Source organism: Citrobacter sp. RHB20-C16, from assembly GCF_013890155.1.
Lineage (GTDB): Bacteria > Pseudomonadota > Gammaproteobacteria > Enterobacterales > Enterobacteriaceae > Citrobacter_A > Citrobacter_A amalonaticus.
On record NZ_CP057630.1, the window covers coordinates 3,003,614 to 3,028,682 of the forward strand.

28 protein-coding genes and 1 other annotated feature are annotated in these 25,069 nt (G+C 53.9%); of the genes, 15 read left to right on the plus strand and 13 right to left on the minus strand.

Annotated elements, in window-relative coordinates; genetic code table 11:
* Position 1: 1 nt before the first annotated feature.
* The 5 genes from pduT (at position 2) to HVX64_RS14510 (ending at position 3,520) form a co-directional block, all read left to right on the plus strand.
* Positions 2-556, plus strand: a complete 555-nt coding sequence (gene pduT / locus HVX64_RS14490) for a propanediol utilization microcompartment protein PduT (protein WP_043000226.1) — start codon at positions 2-4, stop codon at positions 554-556.
* On the plus strand, positions 556-906 hold the full coding sequence (gene pduU, locus HVX64_RS14495) for a propanediol utilization microcompartment protein PduU (protein ID WP_042318179.1): 351 nt from the start codon (positions 556-558) through the stop codon (positions 904-906). The genes pduT and pduU overlap by 1 nt, the downstream gene beginning before the upstream one ends.
* A gap of 4 nt (positions 907-910) precedes the next feature.
* Complete coding sequence (gene pduV / locus HVX64_RS14500) at positions 911-1,363, plus strand: EutP/PduV family microcompartment system protein (RefSeq protein WP_044257562.1); 453 nt, start codon at positions 911-913, stop codon at positions 1,361-1,363.
* On the plus strand, positions 1,348-2,562 hold the full coding sequence (locus tag HVX64_RS14505) for an acetate/propionate family kinase (RefSeq protein ID WP_044257561.1): 1,215 nt from the start codon (positions 1,348-1,350) through the stop codon (positions 2,560-2,562). Before pduV ends, HVX64_RS14505 begins: the two co-directional genes overlap by 16 nt.
* Positions 2,563-2,653: 91 nt before the next feature.
* Positions 2,654-3,520 (plus strand): L-threonine kinase, encoded by an 867-nt coding sequence (locus HVX64_RS14510; RefSeq protein WP_044257560.1) that lies wholly within the window; start codon positions 2,654-2,656, stop codon positions 3,518-3,520.
* A 35-nt stretch (positions 3,521-3,555) separates the two neighbouring features.
* Here HVX64_RS14510 and HVX64_RS14515 read toward each other — a convergent pair whose 3' ends face one another.
* The 4 genes from HVX64_RS14515 to dacD form a co-directional block, all read right to left on the minus strand.
* Complete coding sequence (locus HVX64_RS14515; protein WP_042318175.1) at positions 3,556-3,891, minus strand: DUF496 family protein; 336 nt, start codon at positions 3,889-3,891, stop codon at positions 3,556-3,558.
* 160 nt (positions 3,892-4,051) lie between these two features.
* Complete coding sequence (locus HVX64_RS14520; protein ID WP_044257559.1) at positions 4,052-5,110, minus strand: FUSC family protein; 1,059 nt, start codon at positions 5,108-5,110, stop codon at positions 4,052-4,054.
* 123 nt (positions 5,111-5,233) lie between these two features.
* Complete coding sequence (gene sbmC / locus HVX64_RS14525; RefSeq protein ID WP_043000221.1) at positions 5,234-5,707, minus strand: DNA gyrase inhibitor SbmC; 474 nt, start codon at positions 5,705-5,707, stop codon at positions 5,234-5,236.
* A gap of 121 nt (positions 5,708-5,828) precedes the next feature.
* Positions 5,829-7,001, minus strand: a complete 1,173-nt coding sequence (gene dacD, locus HVX64_RS14530; protein ID WP_044257558.1) for a serine-type D-Ala-D-Ala carboxypeptidase DacD — start codon at positions 6,999-7,001, stop codon at positions 5,829-5,831.
* A gap of 240 nt (positions 7,002-7,241) precedes the next feature.
* On the opposite strand from dacD, the gene sbcB reads away from it, so the two are divergent.
* Positions 7,242-8,666 (plus strand): exodeoxyribonuclease I, encoded by a 1,425-nt coding sequence (sbcB, locus tag HVX64_RS14535; protein ID WP_043000219.1) that lies wholly within the window; start codon positions 7,242-7,244, stop codon positions 8,664-8,666.
* 35 nt (positions 8,667-8,701) lie between these two features.
* Here sbcB and tsuB read toward each other — a convergent pair whose 3' ends face one another.
* The 6 genes from tsuB to HVX64_RS14565 all read right to left on the minus strand — a co-directional run bounded on the left by tsuB (position 8,702) and on the right by HVX64_RS14565 (position 13,636).
* Positions 8,702-8,929 carry a thiosulfate utilization sulfurtransferase TsuB/YeeD gene (gene tsuB, locus HVX64_RS14540; protein WP_000985275.1) on the minus strand — a complete coding sequence of 76 codons (228 nt, stop codon included), beginning with the start codon at positions 8,927-8,929 and terminating at the stop codon, positions 8,702-8,704.
* A gap of 15 nt (positions 8,930-8,944) precedes the next feature.
* Positions 8,945-10,003, minus strand: coding sequence for a thiosulfate utilization transporter TsuA/YeeE (tsuA, locus tag HVX64_RS14545; protein WP_181825040.1), 1,059 nt, complete (start codon positions 10,001-10,003; stop codon positions 8,945-8,947).
* Between the two features lie 202 nt (positions 10,004-10,205).
* Positions 10,206-11,567 carry an APC family permease gene (locus HVX64_RS14550; protein ID WP_044258725.1) on the minus strand — a complete coding sequence of 454 codons (1,362 nt, stop codon included), beginning with the start codon at positions 11,565-11,567 and terminating at the stop codon, positions 10,206-10,208.
* On the minus strand, positions 11,557-11,619 hold the full coding sequence (yoeI, locus tag HVX64_RS14555; protein WP_099433339.1) for a membrane protein YoeI: 63 nt from the start codon (positions 11,617-11,619) through the stop codon (positions 11,557-11,559). The genes HVX64_RS14550 and yoeI overlap by 11 nt, the downstream gene beginning before the upstream one ends.
* A 216-nt stretch (positions 11,620-11,835) precedes the next feature.
* A complete protein-coding gene (locus HVX64_RS14560) occupies positions 11,836-12,765 on the minus strand; it encodes a LysR family transcriptional regulator (protein WP_043000217.1) in 930 nt (309 codons plus the stop codon).
* Between the two features lie 46 nt (positions 12,766-12,811).
* Entirely contained in the window at positions 12,812-13,636 is an 825-nt protein-coding gene (locus tag HVX64_RS14565; protein WP_043000216.1) for an SDR family oxidoreductase, read from the minus strand.
* A 162-nt stretch (positions 13,637-13,798) separates the two neighbouring features.
* Between HVX64_RS14565 and hisL the strand changes: the two genes are divergently transcribed.
* From hisL to hisIE, 9 genes are all read left to right on the plus strand, one after another.
* Positions 13,799-13,849 (plus strand): his operon leader peptide, encoded by a 51-nt coding sequence (hisL, locus tag HVX64_RS14570; protein ID WP_001364200.1) that lies wholly within the window; start codon positions 13,799-13,801, stop codon positions 13,847-13,849.
* Positions 13,825-13,948, plus strand: a sequence feature (His leader region). (Overlaps the previous gene by 25 nt.)
* A 46-nt stretch (positions 13,949-13,994) precedes the next feature.
* Positions 13,995-14,894 carry an ATP phosphoribosyltransferase gene (hisG, locus tag HVX64_RS14575; RefSeq protein ID WP_043000214.1) on the plus strand — a complete coding sequence of 300 codons (900 nt, stop codon included), beginning with the start codon at positions 13,995-13,997 and terminating at the stop codon, positions 14,892-14,894.
* Between the two features lie 5 nt (positions 14,895-14,899).
* Positions 14,900-16,204 carry a histidinol dehydrogenase gene (hisD, locus tag HVX64_RS14580; RefSeq protein WP_044258749.1) on the plus strand — a complete coding sequence of 435 codons (1,305 nt, stop codon included), beginning with the start codon at positions 14,900-14,902 and terminating at the stop codon, positions 16,202-16,204.
* The gene (gene hisC, locus HVX64_RS14585; RefSeq protein ID WP_044267042.1) at positions 16,201-17,280 is read left to right on the plus strand and encodes a histidinol-phosphate transaminase; all 1,080 of its coding nucleotides are present in this window, start codon (positions 16,201-16,203) and stop codon (positions 17,278-17,280) included. Before hisD ends, hisC begins: the two co-directional genes overlap by 4 nt.
* Positions 17,277-18,344, plus strand: coding sequence for a bifunctional histidinol-phosphatase/imidazoleglycerol-phosphate dehydratase HisB (hisB, locus tag HVX64_RS14590; protein WP_044258720.1), 1,068 nt, complete (start codon positions 17,277-17,279; stop codon positions 18,342-18,344). The genes hisC and hisB overlap by 4 nt, the downstream gene beginning before the upstream one ends.
* Positions 18,344-18,934: an imidazole glycerol phosphate synthase subunit HisH gene (gene hisH, locus HVX64_RS14595; RefSeq protein WP_043000211.1), complete on the plus strand. Its 591-nt coding sequence runs from the start codon at positions 18,344-18,346 to the stop codon at positions 18,932-18,934. The genes hisB and hisH overlap by 1 nt, the downstream gene beginning before the upstream one ends.
* Complete coding sequence (gene hisA / locus HVX64_RS14600; protein WP_044258718.1) at positions 18,934-19,671, plus strand: 1-(5-phosphoribosyl)-5-[(5-phosphoribosylamino)methylideneamino]imidazole-4-carboxamide isomerase; 738 nt, start codon at positions 18,934-18,936, stop codon at positions 19,669-19,671. Before hisH ends, hisA begins: the two co-directional genes overlap by 1 nt.
* Complete coding sequence (gene hisF / locus HVX64_RS14605; RefSeq protein WP_043000209.1) at positions 19,653-20,429, plus strand: imidazole glycerol phosphate synthase subunit HisF; 777 nt, start codon at positions 19,653-19,655, stop codon at positions 20,427-20,429. Before hisA ends, hisF begins: the two co-directional genes overlap by 19 nt.
* The gene (hisIE, locus tag HVX64_RS14610) at positions 20,423-21,034 is read left to right on the plus strand and encodes a bifunctional phosphoribosyl-AMP cyclohydrolase/phosphoribosyl-ATP diphosphatase HisIE (RefSeq protein WP_044258716.1); all 612 of its coding nucleotides are present in this window, start codon (positions 20,423-20,425) and stop codon (positions 21,032-21,034) included. The genes hisF and hisIE overlap by 7 nt, the downstream gene beginning before the upstream one ends.
* Before the next feature lie 62 nt (positions 21,035-21,096).
* Here the strand turns inward: hisIE and wzzB are convergent, their stop codons facing one another.
* The 3 genes from wzzB to gndA form a co-directional block, all read right to left on the minus strand.
* Positions 21,097-22,080, minus strand: coding sequence for an LPS O-antigen chain length determinant protein WzzB (wzzB, locus tag HVX64_RS14615; protein WP_181825435.1), 984 nt, complete (start codon positions 22,078-22,080; stop codon positions 21,097-21,099).
* 143 nt (positions 22,081-22,223) lie between these two features.
* Positions 22,224-23,390: a UDP-glucose 6-dehydrogenase gene (gene ugd, locus HVX64_RS14620; RefSeq protein ID WP_044258713.1), complete on the minus strand. Its 1,167-nt coding sequence runs from the start codon at positions 23,388-23,390 to the stop codon at positions 22,224-22,226.
* Positions 23,391-23,626: 236 nt separating this feature from the next.
* Positions 23,627-25,033 (minus strand): NADP-dependent phosphogluconate dehydrogenase, encoded by a 1,407-nt coding sequence (gene gndA, locus HVX64_RS14625; RefSeq protein ID WP_044258710.1) that lies wholly within the window; start codon positions 25,031-25,033, stop codon positions 23,627-23,629.
* Between the last annotated feature and the right edge of the window lie 36 nt (positions 25,034-25,069).

The window sequence follows — 25,069 nt, forward strand, 5'->3', positions numbered from 1 at the left end:
CATGTCTCAGGCCATAGGTATTTTAGAACTCACCAGCATTGCCAAAGGGATGGAAGCAGGCGATGCCATGCTGAAAAGCGCCAATGTGGATCTGCTGGTCAGCAAAACCATTTGTCCGGGTAAGTTTTTGCTCATGCTGGGCGGCGATGTCGGCGCAGTACAACAGGCGATCGAGACCGGAAATGCGCTCGCTGGCGAGATGTTGGTCGACAGTCTGGTGTTACCCAATATTCATGCCAGCGTGCTTCCCGCGATTAGCGGACTGAACAGCGTGGACAAACGTCAGGCTGTGGGGATAGTTGAAACCTGGAGCGTAGCAGCCTGTATCAGCGCGGCTGACCGGGCGGTGAAGGCGTCCAACGTTACGCTCGTGCGCGTTCATATGGCGTTCGGTATCGGAGGTAAATGCTACATGGTGGTCGCGGGTGATGTCTCCGATGTCAACAACGCGGTCGCGGTTGCCAGTGAGAGCGCGGGTGAAAAAGGCCTGCTGGTTTATCGTTCAGTGATCCCTCGCCCGCACGAAGCGATGTGGCGTCAGATGGTGGAGGGATGATGGAAAGGCAACCGACCACGGATCGCATGATCCAAGAGTACGTACCAGGCAAACAGGTCACGCTGGCGCATCTGATTGCGAATCCCGGCAAAGACCTGTTCAAAAAGCTGGGGTTGCAGGACAGCGTCTCGGCGATTGGCATTCTCACCATCACGCCAAGTGAAGCATCCATTATTGCCTGCGATATCGCGACGAAATCCGGCGCAGTCGAGATCGGCTTTCTTGACCGCTTCACGGGTGCGGTGGTGTTAACCGGCGACGTCTCGGCGGTGGAATACGCCCTCAAACAGGTTACGCGCACGCTCGGCGAAATGATGCGCTTTACAACCTGTTCCATCACGCGGACATAGCGTGATGCAGCGCATGATGTTAATTGGCCCCAGCCAGTGCGGTAAGACCTCGCTGACGCAGTGTCTGCGCGGCGAGGCTCTCGCATATCAGAAAACGCAGGCGATTGTCTGGTCTGCCGAAACCATCGACACGCCTGGCGAATATCTGGAAAACCGCTGTCTTTACAGCGCGCTGCTGGCGAGTGCCTGCGAGGCGGATGTCATTGCGCTCGTGCTCAACAGCGATGCACAGTGGTCACCTTTTTCCCCCGGTTTTACGGCACCAATGAACAGACCGGCGTTCGGCGTTGTGACCAAATCAGATTTAGCGGACCCGCAGAAAATTGCGCAGGTCACAGGTTGGCTGGAACAGGCTGGCGCAGAACGTGTGTTCGTGACCAGCGCCGTCAACCATTCCGGACTCGATGAACTGTTTGCCTTTCTGAACCAAAAGGAATCTTCATGTCTCACAAAATAATGGCGATCAACGCGGGCAGCTCGTCCCTTAAATTTCAGTTACTGGACATGCCGCAGGGTGATTTGCTGTGTCAGGGGCTGATTGAACGTATCGGCCTGCCGGATGCCCGGATCACCCTGAAAGCGCAGGATCAAAAATGGCAGCAGACCACCCCGGTTGCCGACCATCGCGAGGCGGTGACCCTGCTTCTCGAAATGCTGATCAGCCACGGCATTATTACCAGCCTGCAGGACATCGAGGGGGTCGGCCATCGTGTGGCGCATGGCGGGGAATCGTTTAAAGATTCTGCGCGCGTGACCGATGAATCACTGGCGGAAATTGAACGCCTTGCCGAACTGGCGCCCTTGCACAACCCGGTTAACCTGCTCGGCATCAACGTGTTTCGCCAGTTGCTGCCCAACGTGCCTTCGGTTGCCGTGTTTGATACCGCGTTTCATCAAACGCTGGAAGAGCCAGCCTATATCTATCCGCTTCCGTGGCGGTATTACGCAGAGTTTGGCATCCGTCGCTACGGTTTTCATGGAACCAGCCATAAGTACGTCAGCGCGACGCTCGCCGAAAAACTTGGCGTCCCGCTTAGCGCGCTGCGGGTCGTGTGTTGCCATCTGGGCAATGGCAGCAGTATTTGCGCGATTAAAGGCGGTAAGTCGGTTAATACTTCGATGGGCTTCACCCCACAGTCCGGCGTGATGATGGGTACCCGCAGCGGGGATATCGACCCGTCCATCTTGCCATGGGTTGCGCAACGTGAAGGCAAAACGCCACAGCAACTTAACCACCTGTTGAACAATGAATCCGGACTGCTTGGCGTTTCAGGCGTCTCGCATGATTATCGTGACGTTGAGCAGGCTGCTGACGGCGGAAATCCCCGCGCCGCGCTCGCCCTGTCACTGTTTGCAGAGCGTATTCGCGCCACGATTGGCAGCTATATCATGCAAATGGGTGGTCTGGATGCGCTGGTGTTTACCGGAGGTATCGGGGAAAACTCAGCGCGCGCCAGAGCGGCAATCTGCCAGAATCTGCACTTCCTGGGTCTGATCGTAGACGAAGAGAAGAATCAGCGGAATGCGACCTTTATTCAGGCGGAAAACGCCATGGTTAAAGTGGCGGTCATCAACACCAACGAAGAGCTGATGATAGCCCAGGATGTGATGCGGATTGCTCTCGCAGAATCAGAAAGTATCGCCGTGTCGGCCTGAGTTCGCGCCGCGCAAATTGCGGCAAATCATGGTAATAGCGCAATCGCCATGACACTATGCGCCGAGGATTACAGATCAGAAAGGTGATAACGTGGCTGTTGCGCAGTGCCCCGCGTCGTGCGGTGAACTTATTCAGGGCTGGATAATGGGCAGCGAGAAACTGATCTCCTGTCCGGTTGACTGGTACAGCACCGTCGAGGTCAGCACCGGTTCCCCTCTGGCGGATGAGCGCCCTCTTTCGCGGGCGATGGTCAACCGACTTCTTGAACACTGGGACTACCCTGCCCACCTGAGTCAGGATATCCGTGTTTCGATCCATTCAACTATCCCGATTGCCAAAGGCATGGCCAGCAGTACGGCGGATATTGCCGCAACCGCTGTCGCCACCGCGCAGCATCTGGGCCATCAGCTGGATGAGTCCACCCTCGCGCAACTATGCGTCTCGCTGGAACCGACGGACAGCACCGTTTTTCAGCAACTGACGCTGTTTGACCACAACGACGCATCAACGCAAATCCCCTGCGATGCTCAACCGGCGCTGGATCTTCTCGTACTGGAGAGTCCGCAAACTTTACGCACCGCGGATTATCATCGCATTCCCCGGCAGGCAGGTTTACATGCGGGCGCACCGGCGCTGAAGCGGGCATGGGAAAAAGTACAGGAAGCCTGTGCGGAGCAAAATCCTTATCGTATGGGAGAAGCGGCGACGCTGAGCGCTATTGCCAGCCAGATGCTGTTGCCAAAACCGGATTTCGACGCGCTATTGTCGCTGGTTGAAGAGTGTGGTTTATACGGCGTGAACGTGGCGCACAGCGGCAGCGTCGTCGGACTGATGCTCGACAGACAGCGACACGATGTTGATTACGTTAAGTGGTTACTGGCAAGGAACAGACTGACTGAGCACTGGCCGGAACAGCATTTATTGCGAATGGTCAGCGGTGGCGTAAAACGACAGTGAGGATCGCCTGACGGATCCTCACTGCTGGCAAAACGTTACTCCGCTTTCGCGTCGCCGTTTTTCATTTCACCCATCGCTTTCAGCTTTTTGGAGATGTCGCGGCGTTCTTTGGAGATCTCTGCATTTTTGATGATGTAGTCATCAACGCGATCTTCATAGTCGCTTTTCATGCTGGCGATGATGCCCTGAATAGCTTCAACACTCATCCCCGGCTTGATGTAATCGCTCAGGTTGTCCAGCAGCAGAACACGTTTCTGGTTGTCACGGATCTTTTTCTCAACGTCCTGGATTTCACGCTGCAGTTTGTTTTTACGACGGAACAGACGGACAAATTCCAGCACGTCCTGGAAAGATGGCTTGGTAGTTTCCATTTTTACACCCCTGATAATGTGAGAGTCGGATTCGTTTAAACGATAGGGCTAACATTACTTTTCGCAGCCGCAAATGACAATGGCTTCATTCTGGTTTCCATCATACCCTTATTCCTTGCTGAATCGAAGCAGCCAGGGCAGCATTCCCCTTACCTGCTTTTTATTTGCGCAGTGCGCGACAGATAAGATGCGACAGCAGCTCCAGTTGACGGGCGGTTTCCAGGCTTAGCCAGACATAGCCATGAATCGGCGTTTCAGCCACATGATGTTCATCGTGCTGACGGATCAGCGTGCGCAATTCGTTAACGATCTCGTTCAGTTTTTCGCTGTTGGCGAGAATCGGCTGCGGATTACCTTCGAACAAGGCATGGGCAATCGTCAACAGCGCCTGCTGGGTCATTTGCTGCGTTTCCCGCAGCGTATGGGCATTGAGCATGACGAAATGGCTTTCACGGGTCGCCCACAGGGCATTGATCTGCAATTCGAGCATGCAAACCAAATTACGATTGACGGTCTGAATGGCTTCAAAAATAGATTTCTGGATACGCGTCTCTTTGCTCGCCGGCGTAATAAGTCCGCGCATTTTTACCACGTCACCTAATAGCTGTTGCAGATGTTTATCCAGACGGGGACGTTCTAACAGATTAGGCGACAGCGCGGCCTGATACACCCGGTTATAGGCCGTCACGCAGTGCGCCAGTTGGATGCGCCAGTGAATGAAGGCGCGCTGCGGCCAGATTCCGGTGAACAGCATGGCGAGGAGCGCCCCCAGAATGACATCGCCGCCGCGCCAGAGTGCGGTCTCCATATCGCCAGCGGGCGCACCCACGACGACAGCAAGCGTGATGCCAATCAAGAGCGCCTGATACGGTTTTTTTCCTAACGCGAGCCATCCACACAGGAACATAGCTGCCGCACACCAGAGCAGCATCAGTGGCAATGAGAATAGCTCAAGACGCAGCGCCACCAGACCCAGCACCGATCCGAGGATCGTACCACCAATCCGCTCCCAGGCACGGGGAACCACGTTTCCCCAGAACGAGATCGGCCCCATAATCACCACCAGCGTAATCAAGGGCCATGTCCCTTCCGGAATGTTATATAAACGAACAAGCAAAAAAGTCAGGATGAAGGCCAGCGCGATGCGAATACCATGCACAATGCGGTAATGGCGATACAGGCGGATTTCAAATGGACTCAGTGACTTGTCGGCACGCACTCATGCACTCCATCAGGAAAAAGCAAAATGATTGTACCTGTTTTTACGCGCAGAAGTTCACTGTGGCGGACAGGACATCTCGCTAAGCGTAGTCGCTCCGCGCCGGTCCGCCTGGTTTTAGACTTACTTCGTGGCTGGTTGCACCGCGATATACATCTCGATATCCCAGTAACCGTCTTCGCAACCGTTATTCAGATAGACTTCAAAGCAGGGTTTGCATGCCATTTCATATGCCTTGTCCTGCATCAGGCTATTGAAGAACTGATACCACGGCGTGGCAAAATCATTATTATCGACGCGTGCAACTGCCGTCGCATATTGACCGCCGTCGATTTCGCTGAGCGTCACGCCTTCGCTGTTTTCCGGGATGACAAAATCAGCAGGCACGGAAACGACCGTACTACAGCGCAGTTTTTCGGCGGGCACTTCATCCGGATTGTCGAAGTAAACGGCGATCCACTCCTGCGCCACAACCTGCTTGCCATCGACCCACATCATCAACTGGTCAAAGCCTTGTTTCACCGTTTGCTCCCACGGTCCCACCAGGTGGAAACCTGCAACGGTGCGCTTATCAGCGTTTCTGATCTCGTAATTCATGTTGCCTCCATCGTTACACTGTATTTATATACAGCATAACGAAGACTAAACCGCCGTCACAAGCACTTTGTGGTTATTATGTGAGCGGAACCGAACTCCTGCCAGTCTCTGTCAGTACGATTCAGACTTTGTGATGGAAATAATCACTCAGACGGGAGAAGACGCCTCCCTTACCGACAGCTTCCAGCGTGACCAGAGGCCAGTGAGCGACCAGTTTGTCGCGGTCGTAGAGTTCGATTTCCCCGACCCGTTGATGGGCGGCAAGCGGCGCTTCCAGTTCCTTCTTATCCAGGATGTACTTCGCTTTGATGTGCGGCATTTCCGCCTTTGGCAGCGCCATCCAGAAATCGTGTTCGGTACCTAACGCGATTTTCTCTTTATCACCGTACCAGATACGCTCCGTTCCGACCTGCTTACCGCTGCGCAGGATTTGCACCGTGTCGAAATTTTGTTGTCCCCAGTGCAGCAGTTTACGTGCCTGCTCCTCACGCCCTTTTGGGCTATTCGCGCCCATCACCACGGCAATCAGTCGGCGCTGACCGTCCACCGCAGAAGCAATCAAATTGAACCCCGCGCCTGAGGTGTGCCCGGTTTTCAGGCCATCAACGTTCATGGTTTTATCCCACAGCAGTCCGTTACGGTTTTGCTGGGTAATACCGTTCCAGGTGAGGCTTTTCTCACTGTACATGTGATAAAACGCCGGCTCACCATGAATGATTGCCCGGGACAACACCGCCAGATCGTAAGCTGAACTGTGCTGACCAGGGGCATCCAGTCCGTGCACCGTCTCAAAATGGGTATCCCGCAAATTGAGCTTCTTGACGTAATTGTTCATCATCGCGACAAACTGCGGTTGTCCTCCGGCGATATAGTCAGCCAGCGCTACGCAGGCGTCGTTACCGGAATCAACAATCAACCCACGGCTTAAATCGCGCACGGACACCCGGTCCCCTTCTTTGAGGAACATCAATGAGGATCCGGCGAACACCGGGTTGTCCTTCGCCCACGCGTCGCGTCCCACGGTGACAATGTCGTCCGGGGTAATGCGCTGGCTGTCAATGGCGCGGTCAACCACGTAACCGGTCATCAGCTTGGTCAGGCTGGCAGGATTGCGCTGCTGATGTTCATTACCCGCCGTGAGAATTTGCCCCGTGGTGTAATCCATAAGCACCCATGAACCGGCTTCAATGCCAGGTGGCGGTGGCGCAAAGTCAGCCGTACCGGCAGCAAGTGCAGAAGAGAGATGCATCGCGAGTAAAGAAGCGGTAATAAACAGACGGGGTTTCAACAGCATGTCCTCAGACGTTTCAAAAGAGCCGTCCTTTTTACGGAAATTCTGATAAACGAACAGGGAATAATTGCAAGAAAATGTGACTTATCGCACATTATTCCCTGTTTGATTGATCCGTTGCACCTTATCTCCAGCCGCTTTCTGTCTTTCTTCTCTGTGAGTCAGGCTGATTACCACGCCGAATTTTGGTACTCTGTGCAGTCCAGGCAGCGCGCAACCAGAAGTCACGGAACCCACTTATTTATGAATGACGGCAAGCAACAACCCACCTTTCTCTTCCACGATTACGAAACCTTTGGCATTCATCCGGCGCTCGACAGACCTGCGCAATTTGCCGCTCTGCGTACCGATAGCGAATTCAACATCATCGGTGAACCTGAGGTTTTTTACTGCAAACCGGCGGATGACTATTTGCCCCAGCCGGGCGCGGTGATGGTCACCGGAATCACCCCGCAGGAAGCGCGAGAGAAAGGTGATAATGAAGCTGCGTTTGCCGCGCGGATCCACGCCCTGTTTACGGTGCCGAAAACCTGCATTATTGGCTACAACAACGTGCGCTTCGACGACGAGGTTACGCGCAACGTGCTGTACCGTAACTTCTACGATCCCTACGCCTGGAGCTGGCAGCATGATAATTCGCGCTGGGATCTGCTGGACGTGATGCGCGCTTGCTACGCCCTGCGCCCGGAAGGCATCAACTGGCCGGAAAATGACGACGGCCTCCCCAGCTTTCGCCTGGAGCATCTGACGAAAGCAAACGGTATTGAGCACAGCAACGCGCACGATGCGATGGCGGATGTCTATGCCACCATTGCGATGGCGCAACTGGTGAAGTCACGGCAGCCACGTCTGTTTGAGTATCTCTATACGCACCGCAATAAGCACAAGCTGGCCGCGCTGATTGACGTGCCGCAAATGAAACCGCTGGTGCATGTTTCCGGCATGTTTGGCGCATGGCGCGGCAACACCAGTTGGGTTGCACCGCTGGCCTGGCATCCGGATAACCGTAATGCGGTGATCATGGTCGACCTGGCCGGTGATATTTCGCCGTTGCTGGAACTGGACAGCGACACCCTGCGCGAACGTCTGTACACCGCCAAAGCCGATCTGGGCGATACCGCCGCCGTGCCGCTGAAGCTGGTGCACATCAACAAATGCCCGGTGCTGGCGCAGGCGAACACGCTGCGCCCGGAAGATGCCGACCGTCTGGGGATTAATCGCCAGCACTGTCTCGATAATCTGAAAGTCCTGCGTGAAAATCCGCAGGTGCGTGACAAAGTGGTCGCCATCTTTGCCGAAGCCGAGCCGTTCACGCCGTCTGACAACGTCGATGCCCAGCTTTATAATGGTTTCTTTAGCGATGCTGACCGTGCGGCAATGAAAATTGTGCTGGAAACCGACCCGCAAAACCTGCCGGCACTGGACATCACCTTTGTCGATCCACGTATTGAGAAACTGCTGTTCAACTATCGGGCGCGTAATTTCCCCGGCACGCTGGATGAAGCGGAGCAACAGCGCTGGCTGGAGCACCGTCGTCAGGTCTTTACGCCGGAATATTTGCAGCGCTACGCCGACGAGTTGCAGATGTTGTATCAGGAATATGCGGATGATAAAGAGAAGCAGGTACTGCTGAAGGCGCTGTGGCAGTACGCTGAAGAGATCGTCTGAGAATCGCCCTCCGCGCCACGGCGGAGGGCCTGTTATCACGCTTTCTGGACGGTGATGCTCCAGGCGGCATCGCCAACCTGCTGATAATCTGTAATCGCATGCCCTTCTTCAGCAGCCCACTGTGGGATCGCTTCTGTCGCCTGTGTGCAGTCAAACTCAATTACTAGTTCGTCACCGCTCGCCATTTCAGCCAGCGCGGCTTTTGCTTCAATCAGTGGGAACGGGCAAACCTGTGTGACCACGTCCAGTTTTTTAATCGCCATCATTAATCCTTACGCTTAATTTGCCGCAGCGGTTGCCAGACGGGCTTTACGCTGCGGTCGAACAAACACAATCCATGACGCGGTCCAGACGCCAAGGATCATAAATACCAGGCCAATCCAGCCCTGCCAGGTCATCATCGCCGTCATCACCAGACCGTTACCGATAGAGCAGCCACCGGCAATACTGGCGCCAAATCCCATCAGGATCCCGCCGAAGCCGCTGCGCAGCGTGGTTGCCGCATCGGCAGCCCGCACGCGGAATTCACGACTGGCTTTCGCCGCGATGAACGAACCAAGGAAAATCCCCAGCACCAGGAAAACGCCCCAGTTAAGGATTTTGCTGTCTCCCGCCACCAAGAACTGCAGAATGTTAGCCGTCGGCGAGGTGATCCCGAGTCCAAACATACGCCCGGTAGCTTCACTCAGCGGCCAGGCCAGCAGCGCGATAAGACCAATCAGTACCGCCGTCACGAACGGATGCCAGCGTTTTTCAAACAAAATATGTGCAAGCCCGGTACGACGCGGCGGCAAAGAGGCGACTTTCAGCTTTGGCTTTTTCAGCTCTTTACTGACTACCCAGAGCGTCACCACCAGCAGAACGGCGATCAGCGGCCAGACGGAGAGGTTCAGCGTGTCAGCAATGGAGTTGTGCTCCGTGCTGTACGTTTTTAACGTCTGGTTTAAACCGCTGGCATGGGGCGAACGCATTACCGCGCTCATCACCATGTAGGTCGCCAGTGCTATCCAGCTGCCGATCAGCCCCTCACCCGCACGATACCAGGTTCCGGTGGCACATCCGCCCGCATAGACAATTCCAATCCCGAAGATATAACCGCCAACAATGGTACCGAGCCACGGGAACGCGCCCGCATCGTAACGAATCACTCCCGCCTGAATCAGCGCAAAGGCACCGACGCTCTGCACGGAAATCGCAATCAGCAGCGCATAAAACATACGGTTGCTTTTAGCAATATACATGTCGCGGAAACCGCCGGTCAGGCAGAATCGACCACGTTGCATTACAAAGCCCAACAGCGCGCCGCAGATAACCCCGCTTAAAATCATTGAAAACATAAATTCATTAGCCTGAAGAATATCAATCAGGAAATTATTCCTGAGCATGCGGCCGGGAACCAATAACGAAATTCTCTAATTTAGAACGAATGGTTATGAATAATGACGGGAAATAAACCAGAGACATAAAAAAAGCCGGAGTGGTTAACTCCGGCTTCCTGCCCGGTGTCGCTTCGCTTACCGGGTCTACAAACCTTATGAATTACTGGGCGATATCTTCGTACTGCGGAACCGGGTTGCGGAAACTTTTGGTCACGCAGGCCAGATACACCAGACCAATACCGGCCCAGATCAGCCCCAGAACCATAGAGCTCTCTTCCAGGTTGATCCACAGCGCCCCAACAGTCAGCGCGCCACATACCGGCAGCACCAGATAATTGAAGTGGTCTTTCAGCGTCTTGTTGCGTTTTTCGCGGATCCAGAACTGTGAAATCACAGACAGGTTCACGAAGGTAAACGCCACCAGCGCACCGAAGTTGATCAGCGCCGTCGCCGTCACCAGGTCAAATTTAATCGCCATCAGCGCAATTGCCCCCACCAGCAGCACGTTCCATGCCGGGGTACGCCACTTCGGATGAATGTAACCAAAGAAGCGCGTCGGGAATACGCCGTCACGGCCCATCACGTACATCAGACGAGAGACGCCTGCGTGTGCCGCCATACCGGACGCCAGAACGGTCACGCTGGAGAAAATCAGCACGCCCCACTGGAAGGTTTTACCCGCCACATACAGCATGATTTCAGGCTGAGAGGCATCCGGATCCTTAAAGCGAGAGATATCCGGGAAGTACAGTTGCAGGAAGTAAGAGGCACCGATGAATACCAGGCCGCCAATCAGCGCCGTCAGGAAGATAGCCTTCGGGATCACGCGCTCTGCATCTTTGGTCTCTTCAGACAGCGAAGAGATACCGTCAAAGCCCAGGAACGAGAAGCACAGAATCGTTGCTCCGGTAATCATTGGCACGACGTGTGCGCCTTCCGACCAGAACGGACGCGTGCTGGTCAGCGTACCCGCGCCTTCACCGTTCGAAACGCCGTAGATGATCAGGCCAACAATCACCGCCACAATGCCCATCTGCAGGATCACAATCAGGGTATTGAAGTTTGCCACGGTCTTGATGCTGCGCAGGTTGGAAATGGTCATAAAGGCCACCAGCGCGACAACAAAGATCCACGACGGTACGGACGGCACCAGCGCTTCAAAATAAATTTTTGCCAACAGGATGTTGATCATCGGCATGAACAGGTAGTCCAGCAGAGATGACCAACCAACCATAAAGCCGACGGTCGGACTAATGGATTTCTGGGCATAGGTATACGCCGAGCCAGCGGACGGGAAACGGCGAACCAGTTTACCGTAGCTCAACGCAGTAAAGAGAATAGCGACCAGCGCAAAGGCATACGCCGTTGCAACGTGACCGTCAGTGAGGCCTGAAACGATACCAAACGTATCGAACAGCGTCATTGGCTGCATATAGGCAAGGCCCATCATGACAACCGGAATCAGCGTAAGCGTTTTACGCAATTCCACGCGAGAGGTTTTTGGAGTAGCGTTATGCGACATGGTCATTCCCCTTTACGGCGAATGCCGTCGCGTAAGCAAAAAATTGCCCCATCTTCTGGATTCCTCAGCGACAACAACTGTCGGTTTTTAGTAAATATCTATCCGGTACGAAGCCCGGCCTCTTTGTATGAATGATTGGTTTGATGCAAAAAAATAACCGACGCGTATTAAAACGTCGGTTAATGTCATTTTTTGCAAGCGGCGCATTGTGCACTAAAATGAGGCGAAAAGACAAGAGAATGAGTAGCTTGTCGCGAACTATTTTTTCTTAAATGTTTGATTTTTCGCTATCGTCTTTTTTATAGATCCCCGCAATAGCACTATTTGCTAAAATCGCATCCCGCCACCAGGCGCTGGCGAGCCCCGCCGTCTGCTCATTCCACCCCATCCATACTGGTTCAAAGAGAATTTGCGCCGCCACTTTTTTCTCGATCAGCGCCCCACTTTCCAGGAAGCGCTGCGCCAGATAACGCGGAAGATAACCGCATCCCAGACCGCTGATTTGCAGTTCCAGTTTGGTTTTAAAATCGAAGACGGTGATTGCCTCTTGATCGTCAAGCAGTTGCGTCGCCGTTGCAGCAGCGAGAGGCGAACTGTCGCCGACCACAATCGCGCGATAGCGTTTGATGGTACTGCGGCTCAGCGGCTCGGCTTCTTCAGCCAGCGGATGGTGTGGCGCAACGGCGAAAATCTGTTCCAGCTCACCCAGGCGCGCAACGCTAAAGTCGCTGGATGAAGGAGGTTCATGCATCGCGCCAACAATAATATCCGCCCTGCCCTGGATCAGCGCATCCCACGATCCCCCCAACACGCCATTAATGAATTTCAGGCGCGTGACGCTGTGGTGCTGATAAAAGGATTCAATCAGGGGGGCGAGCAGGGAAAAAGGAAAGGTATCGTCCACGCCGATCACCAGTTCATTTTCCCAGCCTTCGTGGAGTTTTATCGCCTGCTTTTCCAGTTCCCGCACGGTATGCAGAACTTCTCGCCCTTTCTCTAACAGCATTTGCCCCGTGCGCGTGAACCGGGCGCGATGGCCACTGCGATCGAGGATCTGAATGTTGAGGTCGCTTTCCAGACGGTGGACGGTATAGCTAAGAGCTGACGGCGTCTTATACAGTTTGGCGGACGCCGCCGCGAAGCTGCCCTCTTTCTCAAGGGCATCAAGGATGATGAGCACGTCCAGCAGTGGTTTCATACACGCCCCCTTGCGTTGTATGGCGACTAACTGCTGGCGGTATGCATTACTCCAACGGCATCACCAGCGGATCGGGATACTGGTATTCAAACCCAAGCTCATTACAAATCCGGCTGCCATCGATAATTTTACCTTTACCGTTATCCGCTGAATCGCGGAACTGCGGCGGCTCCATTCCCAACAGACGCGCCATCTGCGGATAAAACACATTGCGTGCAGGATGCGAAGGCGCACATATATTATAGATGTGTCCCCCTTTCGGTGCCTGTAACAGCAGCGTAATGGCGGCAATCACATCTTCCAGATGCACCAGATTGACGCCGTGTTCGCCGTCAGGCGCGGTTTTGCCCGCGAAGAAGCGACCTGGATGACGCCCCGGCCCTACCAACCCGGCCAGTCGCAAGATATCAACTGAGGTACCCGGTAAATTATGCAGCCAGTCTTCCAGCTCTTTTAACACACGACCGCTGGCGGTGACCGGATTGCGCGGGGTTCCCTCTTTTACCGTCCCCTGGACATCACCATAGACGGAGGTCGAACTGGTAAAGATAATGCGCGGAATACGATACGCCAGCGCGCTGTCCACCAGCTCCTGCATCGCCTGCAAATAGAAGTCCTCTCCCGGACCGCTGCGTCGAGCCGGTAAGGTAATCACCAGGGCATCGACATCCATCAGCGCATCCAGATCGTCTGTTTCACACACCAATTCAGGCTCGAGCCGTAGCGGATATCCTTCGATCCCGCTCATTCTGGCCGCTTCCACGCCATCCTGGGTGGTTTTGCTCCCCGTCACCTGCCAGCCTCTGGCAGCGAGCGACATCGCCAGCGGCATGCCTAACCATCCTAAACCGACAACTGCGACCTTTTTCATCCGTTTTCTCCTGACTCCAGCACTATGTCTATAAGGCTACGCCAGCGCTTTAAGACTGACAATTCATACTATAAATAGGAATTAAAAAAAGCGCTTGCTTTAAGACGTTAAAGTGGTTTAGCTTAAAAGGCATCACATGAATAAGCATTCATCGAGAATTTTATGACACGCGTTCAATTTAAACATCACCATCATCACCATCATCCTGACTAGTCTTTCAGGCGATGTGTGCTGGGAGACATTCAGATCTTCCAGTGGTGCATGAACGCATGAGAAAGCCCCCGGAAGATCATCTTCCGGGGGCTTTTTTTTGGCGCGAAATTCAGACAGGTTCAGACAGGATAAAGAGGAAAAGAGAATGTTAGACAACAGCCGTTTACGCATAGCTATTCAGAAATCAGGTCGTTTGAGCGATGACTCACGCGAATTACTCGCCCGCTGTGGGATTAAAATTAATTTACACACTCAGCGCCTGATTGCGATGGCAGAGAATATGCCAATTGATATTCTGCGTGTGCGTGACGACGATATCCCCGGTCTGGTGATGGACGGCGTGGTTGACCTGGGCATCATCGGTGAGAACGTTCTGGAAGAAGAACTGCTGAACCGCCGCGCCCAGGGTGAAGATCCTCGCTACTTTACGCTGCGTCGTCTCGACTTTGGCGGTTGCCGCCTTTCCCTGGCAACGCCAGTGGATGAAGCCTGGGATGGCCCCGCCGCGCTGGATGGCAAGCGCATCGCCACCTCTTATCCGCACCTGCTCAAACGTTATCTCGACCAGAAAGGCGTCTCTTTTAAATCCTGCTTGCTGAATGGTTCTGTGGAAGTGGCTCCGCGCGCGGGCCTCGCCGATGCCATCTGCGATCTGGTCTCGACCGGCGCGACCCTGGAAGCCAACGGGCTGCGCGAAGTCGAAGTGATTTACCGTTCTAAAGCCTGTCTGATCCAGCGTGACGGTGAGATGACCGACGCCAAGCAGCAACTGGTCGATAAGCTGCTGACCCGTATTCAGGGCGTTATCCAGGCTCGCGAATCGAAATACATCATGATGCACGCGCCAAGCGAGCGTCTGGAAGAGGTCATCGCGCTGCTGCCAGGCGCCGAACGCCCAACTATTCTGCCGCTGGCTGGCGATCAGCAACGCGTGGCGATGCACATGGTCAGCAGCGAAACCCTGTTCTGGGAGACGATGGAAAAACTGAAAGCGCTCGGCGCCAGCTCGATTCTGGTGCTGCCGATTGAGAAGATGATGGAGTGATGGCCATGAGCTTTAGCACAATCATTAACTGGAACGCCTGTTCCCCTGAGCAGCAGCGTGAATTACTGACGCGCCCGGCGATTTCCGCGTCTGACAGCATCACCCGCACCGTGAGCGAGATTCTGAATAACGTCAAAACCCGTGGCGATGACGCCTTGCGCGAGTACAGCGCGAAGTTTGATAAAACCGAGGTTGCGGCGCTGAAGGTGACCCCAGCAGAGATAGCCGCCGCCAGCGCACGACTAAGCGACGATCTCAAACAGGCGATGGCTGTCGCGGTGCAAAACATTGAAACCTTCCACAACGCGCAACAATTACCGACCGTTGATGTGGAAACCCAGCCAGGCGTCCGCTGCCAGCAGGTGACGCGTCCGGTGGCGTCCGTCGGTTTGTATATTCCCGGCGGATCCGCCCCGCTCTTTTCTACCGTGCTGATGCTCGCCACCCCGGCACGTATTGCGGGCTGTAAGAAGGTGGTGCTGTGTTCCCCGCCGCCGATTGCCGATGAAATTCTCTACGCGGCGCAGCTGTGCGGTGTGCAGGAAGTCTTTAATGTTGGCGGTGCACAGGCCATTGCCGCGCTGGCGTTTGGCAGCGAATCCGTGCCGAAAGTAGACAAAATTTTTGGCCCTGGAAACGCATTTGTGACCGAAGCGAAGCGTCAGGTGAGCCAGCGTCTTGACGGCGCGGCGATTGATATGCCAGCCGGACCGTCCGAAGTACTGGTGATTGCCGACAGCGGCGCCACGCCGGATTTCGTCGCCTCCGATCTGCTTTCGCAAGCGGAACACGGTCCGGATTCCCAGGTCATTCTGCTGACCCCGGATGCCGACATCGCCCGTCGCGTTGCCGAAGCCGTTGAACGTCAACTGGCTGAACTCCCGCGCGCAGAAACGGCGCGTCAGGCGCTCAGCGCCAGTCGATTAATCGTGACGAAAGATTTGGCGCAGTGTATTGCCATCTCTAACCTCTATGGACCTGAGCACCTGATTATTCAAACCCGTCATGCCCGCGAGCTGGTTGATGACATCACCAGTGCCGGTTCGGTGTTCCTCGGCGACTGGTCGCCGGAGTCAGCGGGTGATTACGCCTCCGGGACTAACCACGTGCTGCCGACCTACGGCTATACCGCCACCTGTTCCAGCCTCGGGCTTGCGGATTTTCAGAAGCGCATGACAGTTCAGGAACTGTCGAAAGCGGGATTCTCCGCGCTGGCTTCAACCATCGAGACACTGGCGGCGGCGGAACGCCTGACCGCTCACAAAAATGCCGTCACCCTGCGCGTTAACGCCCTGAAGGAGCAAGCATGAGCACTGAAAACACGTTCAGCGTCACCGACTTAGCCCGTGAAAACGTCCGCAATCTGACCCCGTATCAATCTGCTCGTCGTCTGGGCGGCAACGGCGACGTCTGGCTCAATGCCAACGAATTCCCGACAGCGGTTGAATATCAACTCACCCGACAAACGTTGAACCGTTACCCGGAATGCCAGCCGAAAGCGGTGATTGAAAATTATGCGCAGTACGCCGGAGTTAAACCGGAGCAGGTACTGGTCAGTCGTGGCGCAGATGAAGGCATTGAGCTGCTTATCCGCGCCTTCTGCGAACCGGGGAAAGACGCGATTCTCTTCTGCCCGCCCACCTATGGGATGTATAGCGTCAGCGCCGAAACCATCGGCGTCGAATGCCGTACCGTACCGGCGCTCGCCGACTGGCAACTGGATATGCAGGCCATTTCTGACAATCTGGATGGCGTGAAGGTGGTTTACGTGTGCAGTCCCAATAACCCCACCGGACAACTGATTAACCCGCAGGATCTGCGCACGCTGCTGGAACTGACGCGCGACAAAGCCATTGTGGTCGCCGACGAGGCCTATATCGAGTTTTGCCCGCAGGCAACGCTGGCGGGTTGGCTTTCTGAGTATCCTAACCTCGTCATTCTGCGCACGCTGTCCAAGGCGTTTGCCCTCGCTGGTCTGCGCTGCGGCTTTACGCTGGCGAATGAGGAGGTGATTAACCTGTTGTTGAAAGTGATCGCGCCCTACCCGCTTTCTACCCCTGTTGCCGACATTGCCGAACAAGCGCTGAGCCCGCAAGGCGTCAATGCTATGCGCGAACGCGTGGCGCAGATCCTGCTTGAGCGTCAGTACCTGGTGAAGGCGCTTAAAGAGATTGCCTGTGTTGAACAGGTTTTTGACTCCGAAACCAACTACATTCTGGCGCGCTTTACCGCCTCCAGTAGCGTATTTAAATCTTTGTGGGATCAGGGCATTATCTTACGAGACCAGAACAAGCAACCTTCTTTAAGCGGCTGTCTGCGTATTACTGTTGGTACCCGTGAAGAAAGCCAGCGCGTCATTGACGCTTTACGTGCGGAGCAAGTATGAGCCAGAAGTATCTCTTTATCGATCGTGATGGAACCCTGATTTCCGAACCGCCGAGCGATTTCCAGGTGGATCGCTTTGACAAACTCGCCTTCGAGCCCGACGTAGTGCCGGTGCTGCTGAAGCTGCAAAACGCGGGCTTTAAGCTGGTGATGATCACTAATCAGGACGGTCTGGGAACGCAAAGCTTCCCGCAAGCCGATTTCGACGGCCCGCATAATCTGATGATGCAAATCCTGACCTCTCAGGGCGTGCAGTTTGATGAAGTGCTGATCTGCCCGCACTTGCCTGCAGAGGAGTGCGACTGCCGTAAGCCGAAAGTGAAGCTGGTCGAACGCTATCTCGCTGAGCAGGCGATGGACAGCGCCAACAGCTACGTGATTGGCGATCGCGCTACCGATATCCAGTTGGCTGAAAACATGGGGATTACCGGGCTCCGTTACCATCGCGAGACGCTGAACTGGACGGCAATCGGTGAGCAACTGACGAAACGCGATCGCTACGCCCACGTTGAGCGCGTCACCAAAGAGACGCAGATTGACGTTAAAGTGTGGCTGGACCGTGAAGGCGGCAGCAAAATTAACACCGGCGTCGGCTTCTTCGACCATATGCTCGATCAAATTGCGACACACGGCGGGTTCCGCATGGAGATTACCGTCAAAGGCGATCTTTACATCGACGATCACCACACCGTGGAAGACACCGGTCTGGCGCTGGGCGAAGCGTTAAAACTGGCGCTCGGTGATAAGCGCGGTATCAACCGTTTTGGCTTTGTGCTACCGATGGACGAATGCCTGGCGCGCTGTGCGCTGGATATCTCCGGGCGTCCGCACCTCGAATACCGTGCCGAGTTCACCTATCAGCGCGTCGGCGATCTGAGTACCGAGATGATCGAACACTTCTTCCGATCACTCTCCTACACCATGGGCGTGACGCTGCATCTGAAAACGAAAGGTAAAAACGACCATCATCGCGTGGAGAGTCTGTTCAAAGCTTTCGGCCGTACCCTGCGCCAGGCCATTCGCGTTGAGGGTGATACCCTTCCCTCCTCCAAAGGAGTGCTGTGATGAACGTGGTGATCCTCGACACCGGCTGCGCCAACCTGAACTCGGTGAAATCCGCAGTCGCGCGTCACGGTTATGATCCGGTGGTCAGCCGCGACCCGGACGTGGTGTTAATGGCCGATAAACTTTTTCTCCCCGGCGTCGGTACGGCACAGGCGGCAATGGACCAGTTACGCGAGCGCGAACTGATCGAGCTGATAAAAGCTTGCACGCAGCCAGTGCTGGGCATTTGCCTCGGAATGCAAATTCTGGGGCGGCGAAGTGAGGAGACGAACGGCGTCGACCTGCTGGGCATCGTCGATCAGGACGTACCGAAGATGACCGATTTCGGTTTACCGCTGCCGCATATGGGCTGGAACCGCGTCTACCCGCAGGCAGGCAACCGGTTATTCCAGGGTATTGAAGACGGCGCGTATTTCTATTTTGTGCACAGCTATGCCATGCCGGTCAATCCGTGGACCATCGCCCAATGCCACTACGGCGAACCGTTCACCGCCGCCGTACAAAAAGATAACTTCTTTGGCGTGCAGTTCCACCCGGAGCGTTCGGGTGCCGCTGGCGCACAGTTGCTGAAAAACTTTCTGGAGATGTGATGATTATTCCGGCTTTAGATTTGATCGACGGCACCGTCGTGCGTCTCCATCAGGGCGATTATGCACAGCAGCGCGATTATGGCACCGACCCACTACCGCGTTTACAGGATTACGCAGCGCAGGGTGCCGAGGTGTTACACCTGGTTGACTTAACCGGCGCGAAAGATCCGGCGAAACGACAGATCCCGCTGATAAAAACCCTGGTAGCTGGCGTGAACGTACCGGTCCAGGTCGGCGGCGGCGTACGTACTGAAGACGACGTTGCGGCCCTGCTGGCAGCGGGTGTCGCTCGTGTGGTGGTTGGCTCCACGGCGGTAAAGTCGCCAGACATGGTGAAAGGCTGGTTCGCGCGTTTTGGCGCTGATGCCCTGGTGTTGGCGCTCGATGTCCGCATAGATGAGCAAGGAAACAAACAGGTGGCGGTGAGCGGCTGGCAGGAAAACTCCGGCGTTTCGCTCGAAGAACTGGTCGAAACCTATCTGCCAGTGGGCCTGAAACATGTGCTCTGTACGGATATTTCTCGCGATGGCACGCTGGCGGGCTCGAATGTCTCCTTGTATGAAGAAGTCTGTGCAAAATACCCGCAAATTGCCTTTCAATCCTCCGGTGGCATTGGCGACATCAATGACGTTGCGGCCCTGCGCGGAACCGGCGTGCGCGGCGTGATCGTCGGGCGTGCGCTGCTGGAAGGCAAATTCACCGTTAAGGAGGCGATCCAATGCTGGCAAAACGTATAATCCCTTGCCTCGACGTTCGCGATGGTCAGGTCGTGAAAGGCGTGCAGTTCCGTAATCACGAAATCATCGGCGACATCGTCCCGCTGGCGAAACGCTACGCCGATGAAGGTGCCGATGAACTAGTGTTTTACGATATTACCGCGTCCAGCGATGGTCGTGTGGTCGATAAAAGCTGGGTTTCGCGCGTCGCGGAAGTGATCGACATTCCTTTCTGCGTGGCGGGCGGGATCAAGTCGGTTGACGACGCGGCCAAAATTCTCTCGTTTGGTGCAGACAAAATCTCCATCAATTCGCCAGCGCTGGCTGACCCGACGCTGATTACCCGTCTGGCAGATCGCTTTGGCGTACAGTGTATTGTGGTGGGTATTGATACCTGGTACGACGCTGAAACCGGTAAGTACCATGTCAATCAGTATACCGGCGACGAAAGCCGCACCCGCGTTACCACCTGGGAAACTCTTGACTGGGTACAGGAAGTGCAAAAGCGCGGTGCCGGAGAAATCGTCCTCAACATGATGAACCAGGACGGCGTGCGTAACGGTTACGACCTCGAACAGTTGAAAAAGGTACGTGACGTTTGCCGCGTACCGCTGATCGCGTCCGGCGGTGCGGGAACCATGGAACACTTCCTCGAGGCTTTCCGCGATGCCGATGTCGATGGCGCGCTTGCCGCCTCCGTCTTCCACAAACAGATAATCAATATTGGTGAATTAAAAGCGTACCTGGCAACGCAGGGCGTGGAGATCAGGATATGTTAACAGAGCAACAACGCAGCCAACTGGACTGGGAAAAGACCGACGGACTGATGCCCGCCGTCGTACAGCACGCGGTGTCCGGTGAAGTGTTGATGCTGGGCTATATGAACCCAGACGCGCTGGATAAAACCCTTGCAACCGGCAAAGTCACCTTTTTCTCACGCACCAAACAGCGTCTGTGGACCAAAGGCGAGACGTCAGGCAACTTTCTGAACGTGGTCAGCATTGCGCCAGACTGTGATAACGATACCCTGCTGGTGCTGGTGAATCCTGTCGGACCCACCTGCCACAAAGGCACCAGTAGCTGCTTCGGCGAGACCAGTCATCAGTGGTTGTTCTTGTATCAACTTGAACAGCTACTCGCTGAACGCAAAACAGCCGACCCGGCAAGTTCCTATACCGCGAAACTGTATGCCAGCGGCACCAAGCGCATCGCACAAAAAGTGGGTGAAGAAGGTGTCGAAACCGCGCTGGCAGCCACGGTACATGACAAATTCGAACTGACCAACGAAGCATCGGATTTGATGTATCACCTGTTGGTCCTGCTACAGGATCAGGATCTCGACCTGACGACGGTCATTGAGAACCTGCGCAAGCGCCATCAGTGATCGTAAGGCGTAAAAAAACCGGGTCAGTCCAACTGGCCCGGTTTTTTCTTGAGGGGGTAATATTACTGCGCTTTGGGTTTGTAGTTACGCAGCGCGTTACGCCCCAGCACCACGCCGGCACCAACCATTCCACCGAGCAGTACCGCCAGTACCAGGGTAATCGCTTTTTTCGGGCTATCGCGATGAATCGGCAACGTCGGCTTCATCACGTAGCGATAGGCATGAATACTGTCAGGCTGCACTTTCAGCGCCTTAACCGCTAAGAGATTCTGACGGGTCAGGTAGTAGTCATCCGAAAACGTTAGCGGGCGGGTCGCTTCGTTATTCACCATCGATGAAAGCGCATCGCTCCCCAGCATAAACATGATGTCCTGAGAGACCTGATCGGCCTGCTGGACCTGCGGCAGCTTGATGTTGGCCTGTTTCGCAACGGAAAGCGCCTGGTTGATCTGGGCAATGCGCAGTGCTTTTTGTTCCTGAGCGACCTTTTCCTGCGCTACGAGTGAATGCTCTAAGTCAGAAGCACGTGTTTTAATGCTCATCGCGAGGTCAGTATTAATTTCTTTGGAGACCGCTTCATCAACCTGTTGAATGTACTGCGCCAGCGTTTTTTGCGCAGCTTCAGCCGAGGTTGCCTGATAGGAGACTTTCAACGGAAGAGGCTGGCCTTTTACAGACGCGTCGATGGTCAGCTTCTCTGGTTCTTCCTGATTATCGAGCGTTTCAGAAAGCACGGAAAATGCCGAGTTAAAACGGCCAATAACACCCGACTGAACATCGTTCACTTTTGGCGCATCCTGACCGTAAAGGATACTCATGGCATTGGTATAGGATGCCAACTGGCCCGCATCAGGTTGAGTAATAATCGCCGTTGAGGTCCATTTTTCTTTCGCCACCGCCAGGTAACCCACGGCCAGAGCGATAGCCACAATAATGCAGATGATTATTGTCACTTTACCGCGCCAAATCTGAATCACTAAGTCAATCAAATCAATCTGTTCCGGTTCGTTGCTGCGCCCGGATAGGTTGTTATTTTCCACTGTCATCATTGCCCTAAACAAGAAAGCTCTAAACTCGCCACAGTTTATCGGGAAACGTAATTTATGCCATAGGAAATTTGACAGGATTGCGAAAATTCTGGTAGGTCTTTAGCCCATTATCAGGGACTCCCTTCCCCTCAGTTGACTTATCAATCACTACCGAAAAGGTCTCGGGTATAGACTTTCTCGAATACGTCTTTGAGTTCTTCAGCCATCCGGTTCGAGATAATGACGTCAGCCTGTTGTTTAAACTGTGTCAAATCACGCTCAATACGCGAGTTGAAAAACATCTCTTCCTGCATCACAGGTTCATAAATCACCACTTCTACACCTTTGGCTTTAATGCGCTTCATGATCCCCTGAATGGACGATGCGCGGAAGTTATCCGAGCCGCTTTTCATGATCAGACGATATATCCCTACAACCTTTGGTTTTCTGGCGAGAATGGCATCAGCGATAAAGTCTTTACGGGTGCGGTTGGCATCAACGATCGCTGAAATAATGTTATTCGGGACTGACTGATAATTAGCCAGAAGCTGCTTGGTATCCTTTGGCAGGCAATAACCGCCGTAACCAAATGAGGGATTGTTGTAGTGATTTCCAATACGCGGATCCAGACAAACCCCCTCGATGATCTGGCGGGTATTTAAACCTAAACTTTCAGCGTAGCTATCGAGTTCGTTAAAATAGGCCACGCGCATCGCCAGATAGGTGTTAGCAAAAAGCTTGATCGCTTCTGCTTCAGTAGAATCCGTAAACAGCGTAGGAATATCTTGCTTCACCGCCCCTTCCTGAAGCAAAGCGGCAAACCGCTCTGCCCGTTCAGAGCGCTCGCCGATGACAATACGCGACGGATATAAGTTGTCATAGAGCGCCTTACCTTCACGCAAAAATTCAGGGGAAAAAATAATATTTTGCGTATTAAATTTCTTACCCATCGCGGCGGTAAACCCAACCGGGACGGTAGACTTAATTATCATCACCGCATTTGGATTAATCGCTGTCACATCCTGAATGACTGACTCTACACTGGAAGTATTGAAATAATTGGTCTTCGGATCATAATCGGTTGGCGTCGCAATAATAACATAATCTGCGTTTCGATAGGCGTCATGCTTATCCAGTGTGGCTTTGAAATTAATATTCTCCGACGTTAAGAACTGCTGAATTTCTTTATCGACAATCGGAGATATCCGATCATTCAACATTTCAACACGAGAGGGGATGATGTCTAACGCAACCACATCATGATGCTGTGCGATTAGCAGACCGTTGGACAGCCCGACATATCCGGTACCGGAGATGGTGATTTTCATTGCATGCTCTCAGAATTAACTTAATTAGACATCATGATGTATTCACATCCTGACACGTTATTATTGTTTTAGCGCCTGGGCGAATAATGTGTCAACGAAGCCTAATACAATTAGGATTATCTTTATCATCCTAAAGGGACAATATTAAGTTAATATTAAGCGATGAAAATTATGCAATAAGAATCAGGATAAAAAAAAGCCCGGTCTTTAGACCGGGCTTCTGACAAACAATGTAATTAATCCATCCATTCGGTATGGAAAACACCTTCTTTATCAGTACGCTTATAGGTATGCGCACCGAAGTAATCACGTTGTGCCTGGATCAGGTTAGCTGGCAGTACTTCAGCACGATAGCTGTCATAGTAGGCAACGGCCGCAGAGAAGGTCGGTACCGGGATGCCATTCTGAACAGCGTAGGCAACAACATCACGCAGCGCCTGCTGATATTCATCAGCGATGTTCTTGAAGTACGGATCTAACAGCAGATTGGCAATGCCTGCATTCTTCGCGTAGGCATCCGTGATCTTCTGCAGGAACTGCGCACGAATAATGCAGCCTGCACGGAAAATCTTCGCGATTTCACCGTAATTCAGATCCCAGTTGTACTCGTCGGACGCCGCACGCAGCTGAGAGAAGCCCTGCGCGTAGGAAACGATTTTGCCGAGATACAGCGCACAACGAACTTTCTCAATAAACTCAACTTTATCACCTGCAGGCTGCGCTTTCGGACCGGTCAGGACCTTAGAAGCAGCAACACGCTGGTCTTTCAGCGAGGAGATGTAACGCGCAAAAACAGATTCAGTGATCAAAGACAGCGGTTCGCCGAGATCCAGAGAACTTTGGCTTGTCCACTTACCGGTACCTTTGTTTGCCGCTTCGTCCAGAATGACATCAACGAGGTATTTACCCTCTTCATCTTTTTTGGTGAAGATGTCTTTAGTGATATCAATCAGGTAGCTGCTAAGCTCGCCGTTGTTCCATTCCGTAAAGGTGCTGGCCAGCTCTTCATTAGAGAGATTCAGGCCGCCTTTCAGCAGAGAATAGGCTTCAGCGATGAGCTGCATATCGCCATATTCGATACCGTTGTGAACCATTTTCACGTAATGGCCTGCGCCATCAGCACCGATGTAAGTCACGCAAGGCTCGCCATCTTCAGCGACTGCAGCGATCTTCGTCAGAATCGGAGCCACCAGTTCGTAGGCTTCTTTCTGCCCACCCGGCATGATAGACGGCCCTTTCAGCGCACCTTCCTCACCACCGGAAACACCGGTGCCGATGAAGTTGAAACCTTCAGCAGAAAGTTCACGGTTACGACGAATGGTGTCCTGGAAGAAAGTATTACCACCATCAATGATGATATCGCCTTTATCCAGATACGGTTTCAGAGAATCAATGGCTGCATCGGTACCCGCGCCTGCTTTCACCATTAACAGGATACGACGAGGCGTTTCGAGGGATTCAACAAACTCTTTCACCGTGTAGTAAGGCACAAGTTTCTTGCCCGGGTTCTCGGCAATCACTTCTTCGGTCTTTTCACGGGAGCGGTTGAACACGGAGACGGTATAACCACGGCTCTCGATGTTGAGCGCCAGGTTGCGCCCCATCACTGCCATACCGACGACGCCGATCTGTTGCTTGGACATTACATACTCCTGTCAGGTGTGGTCACCGCGCGATGT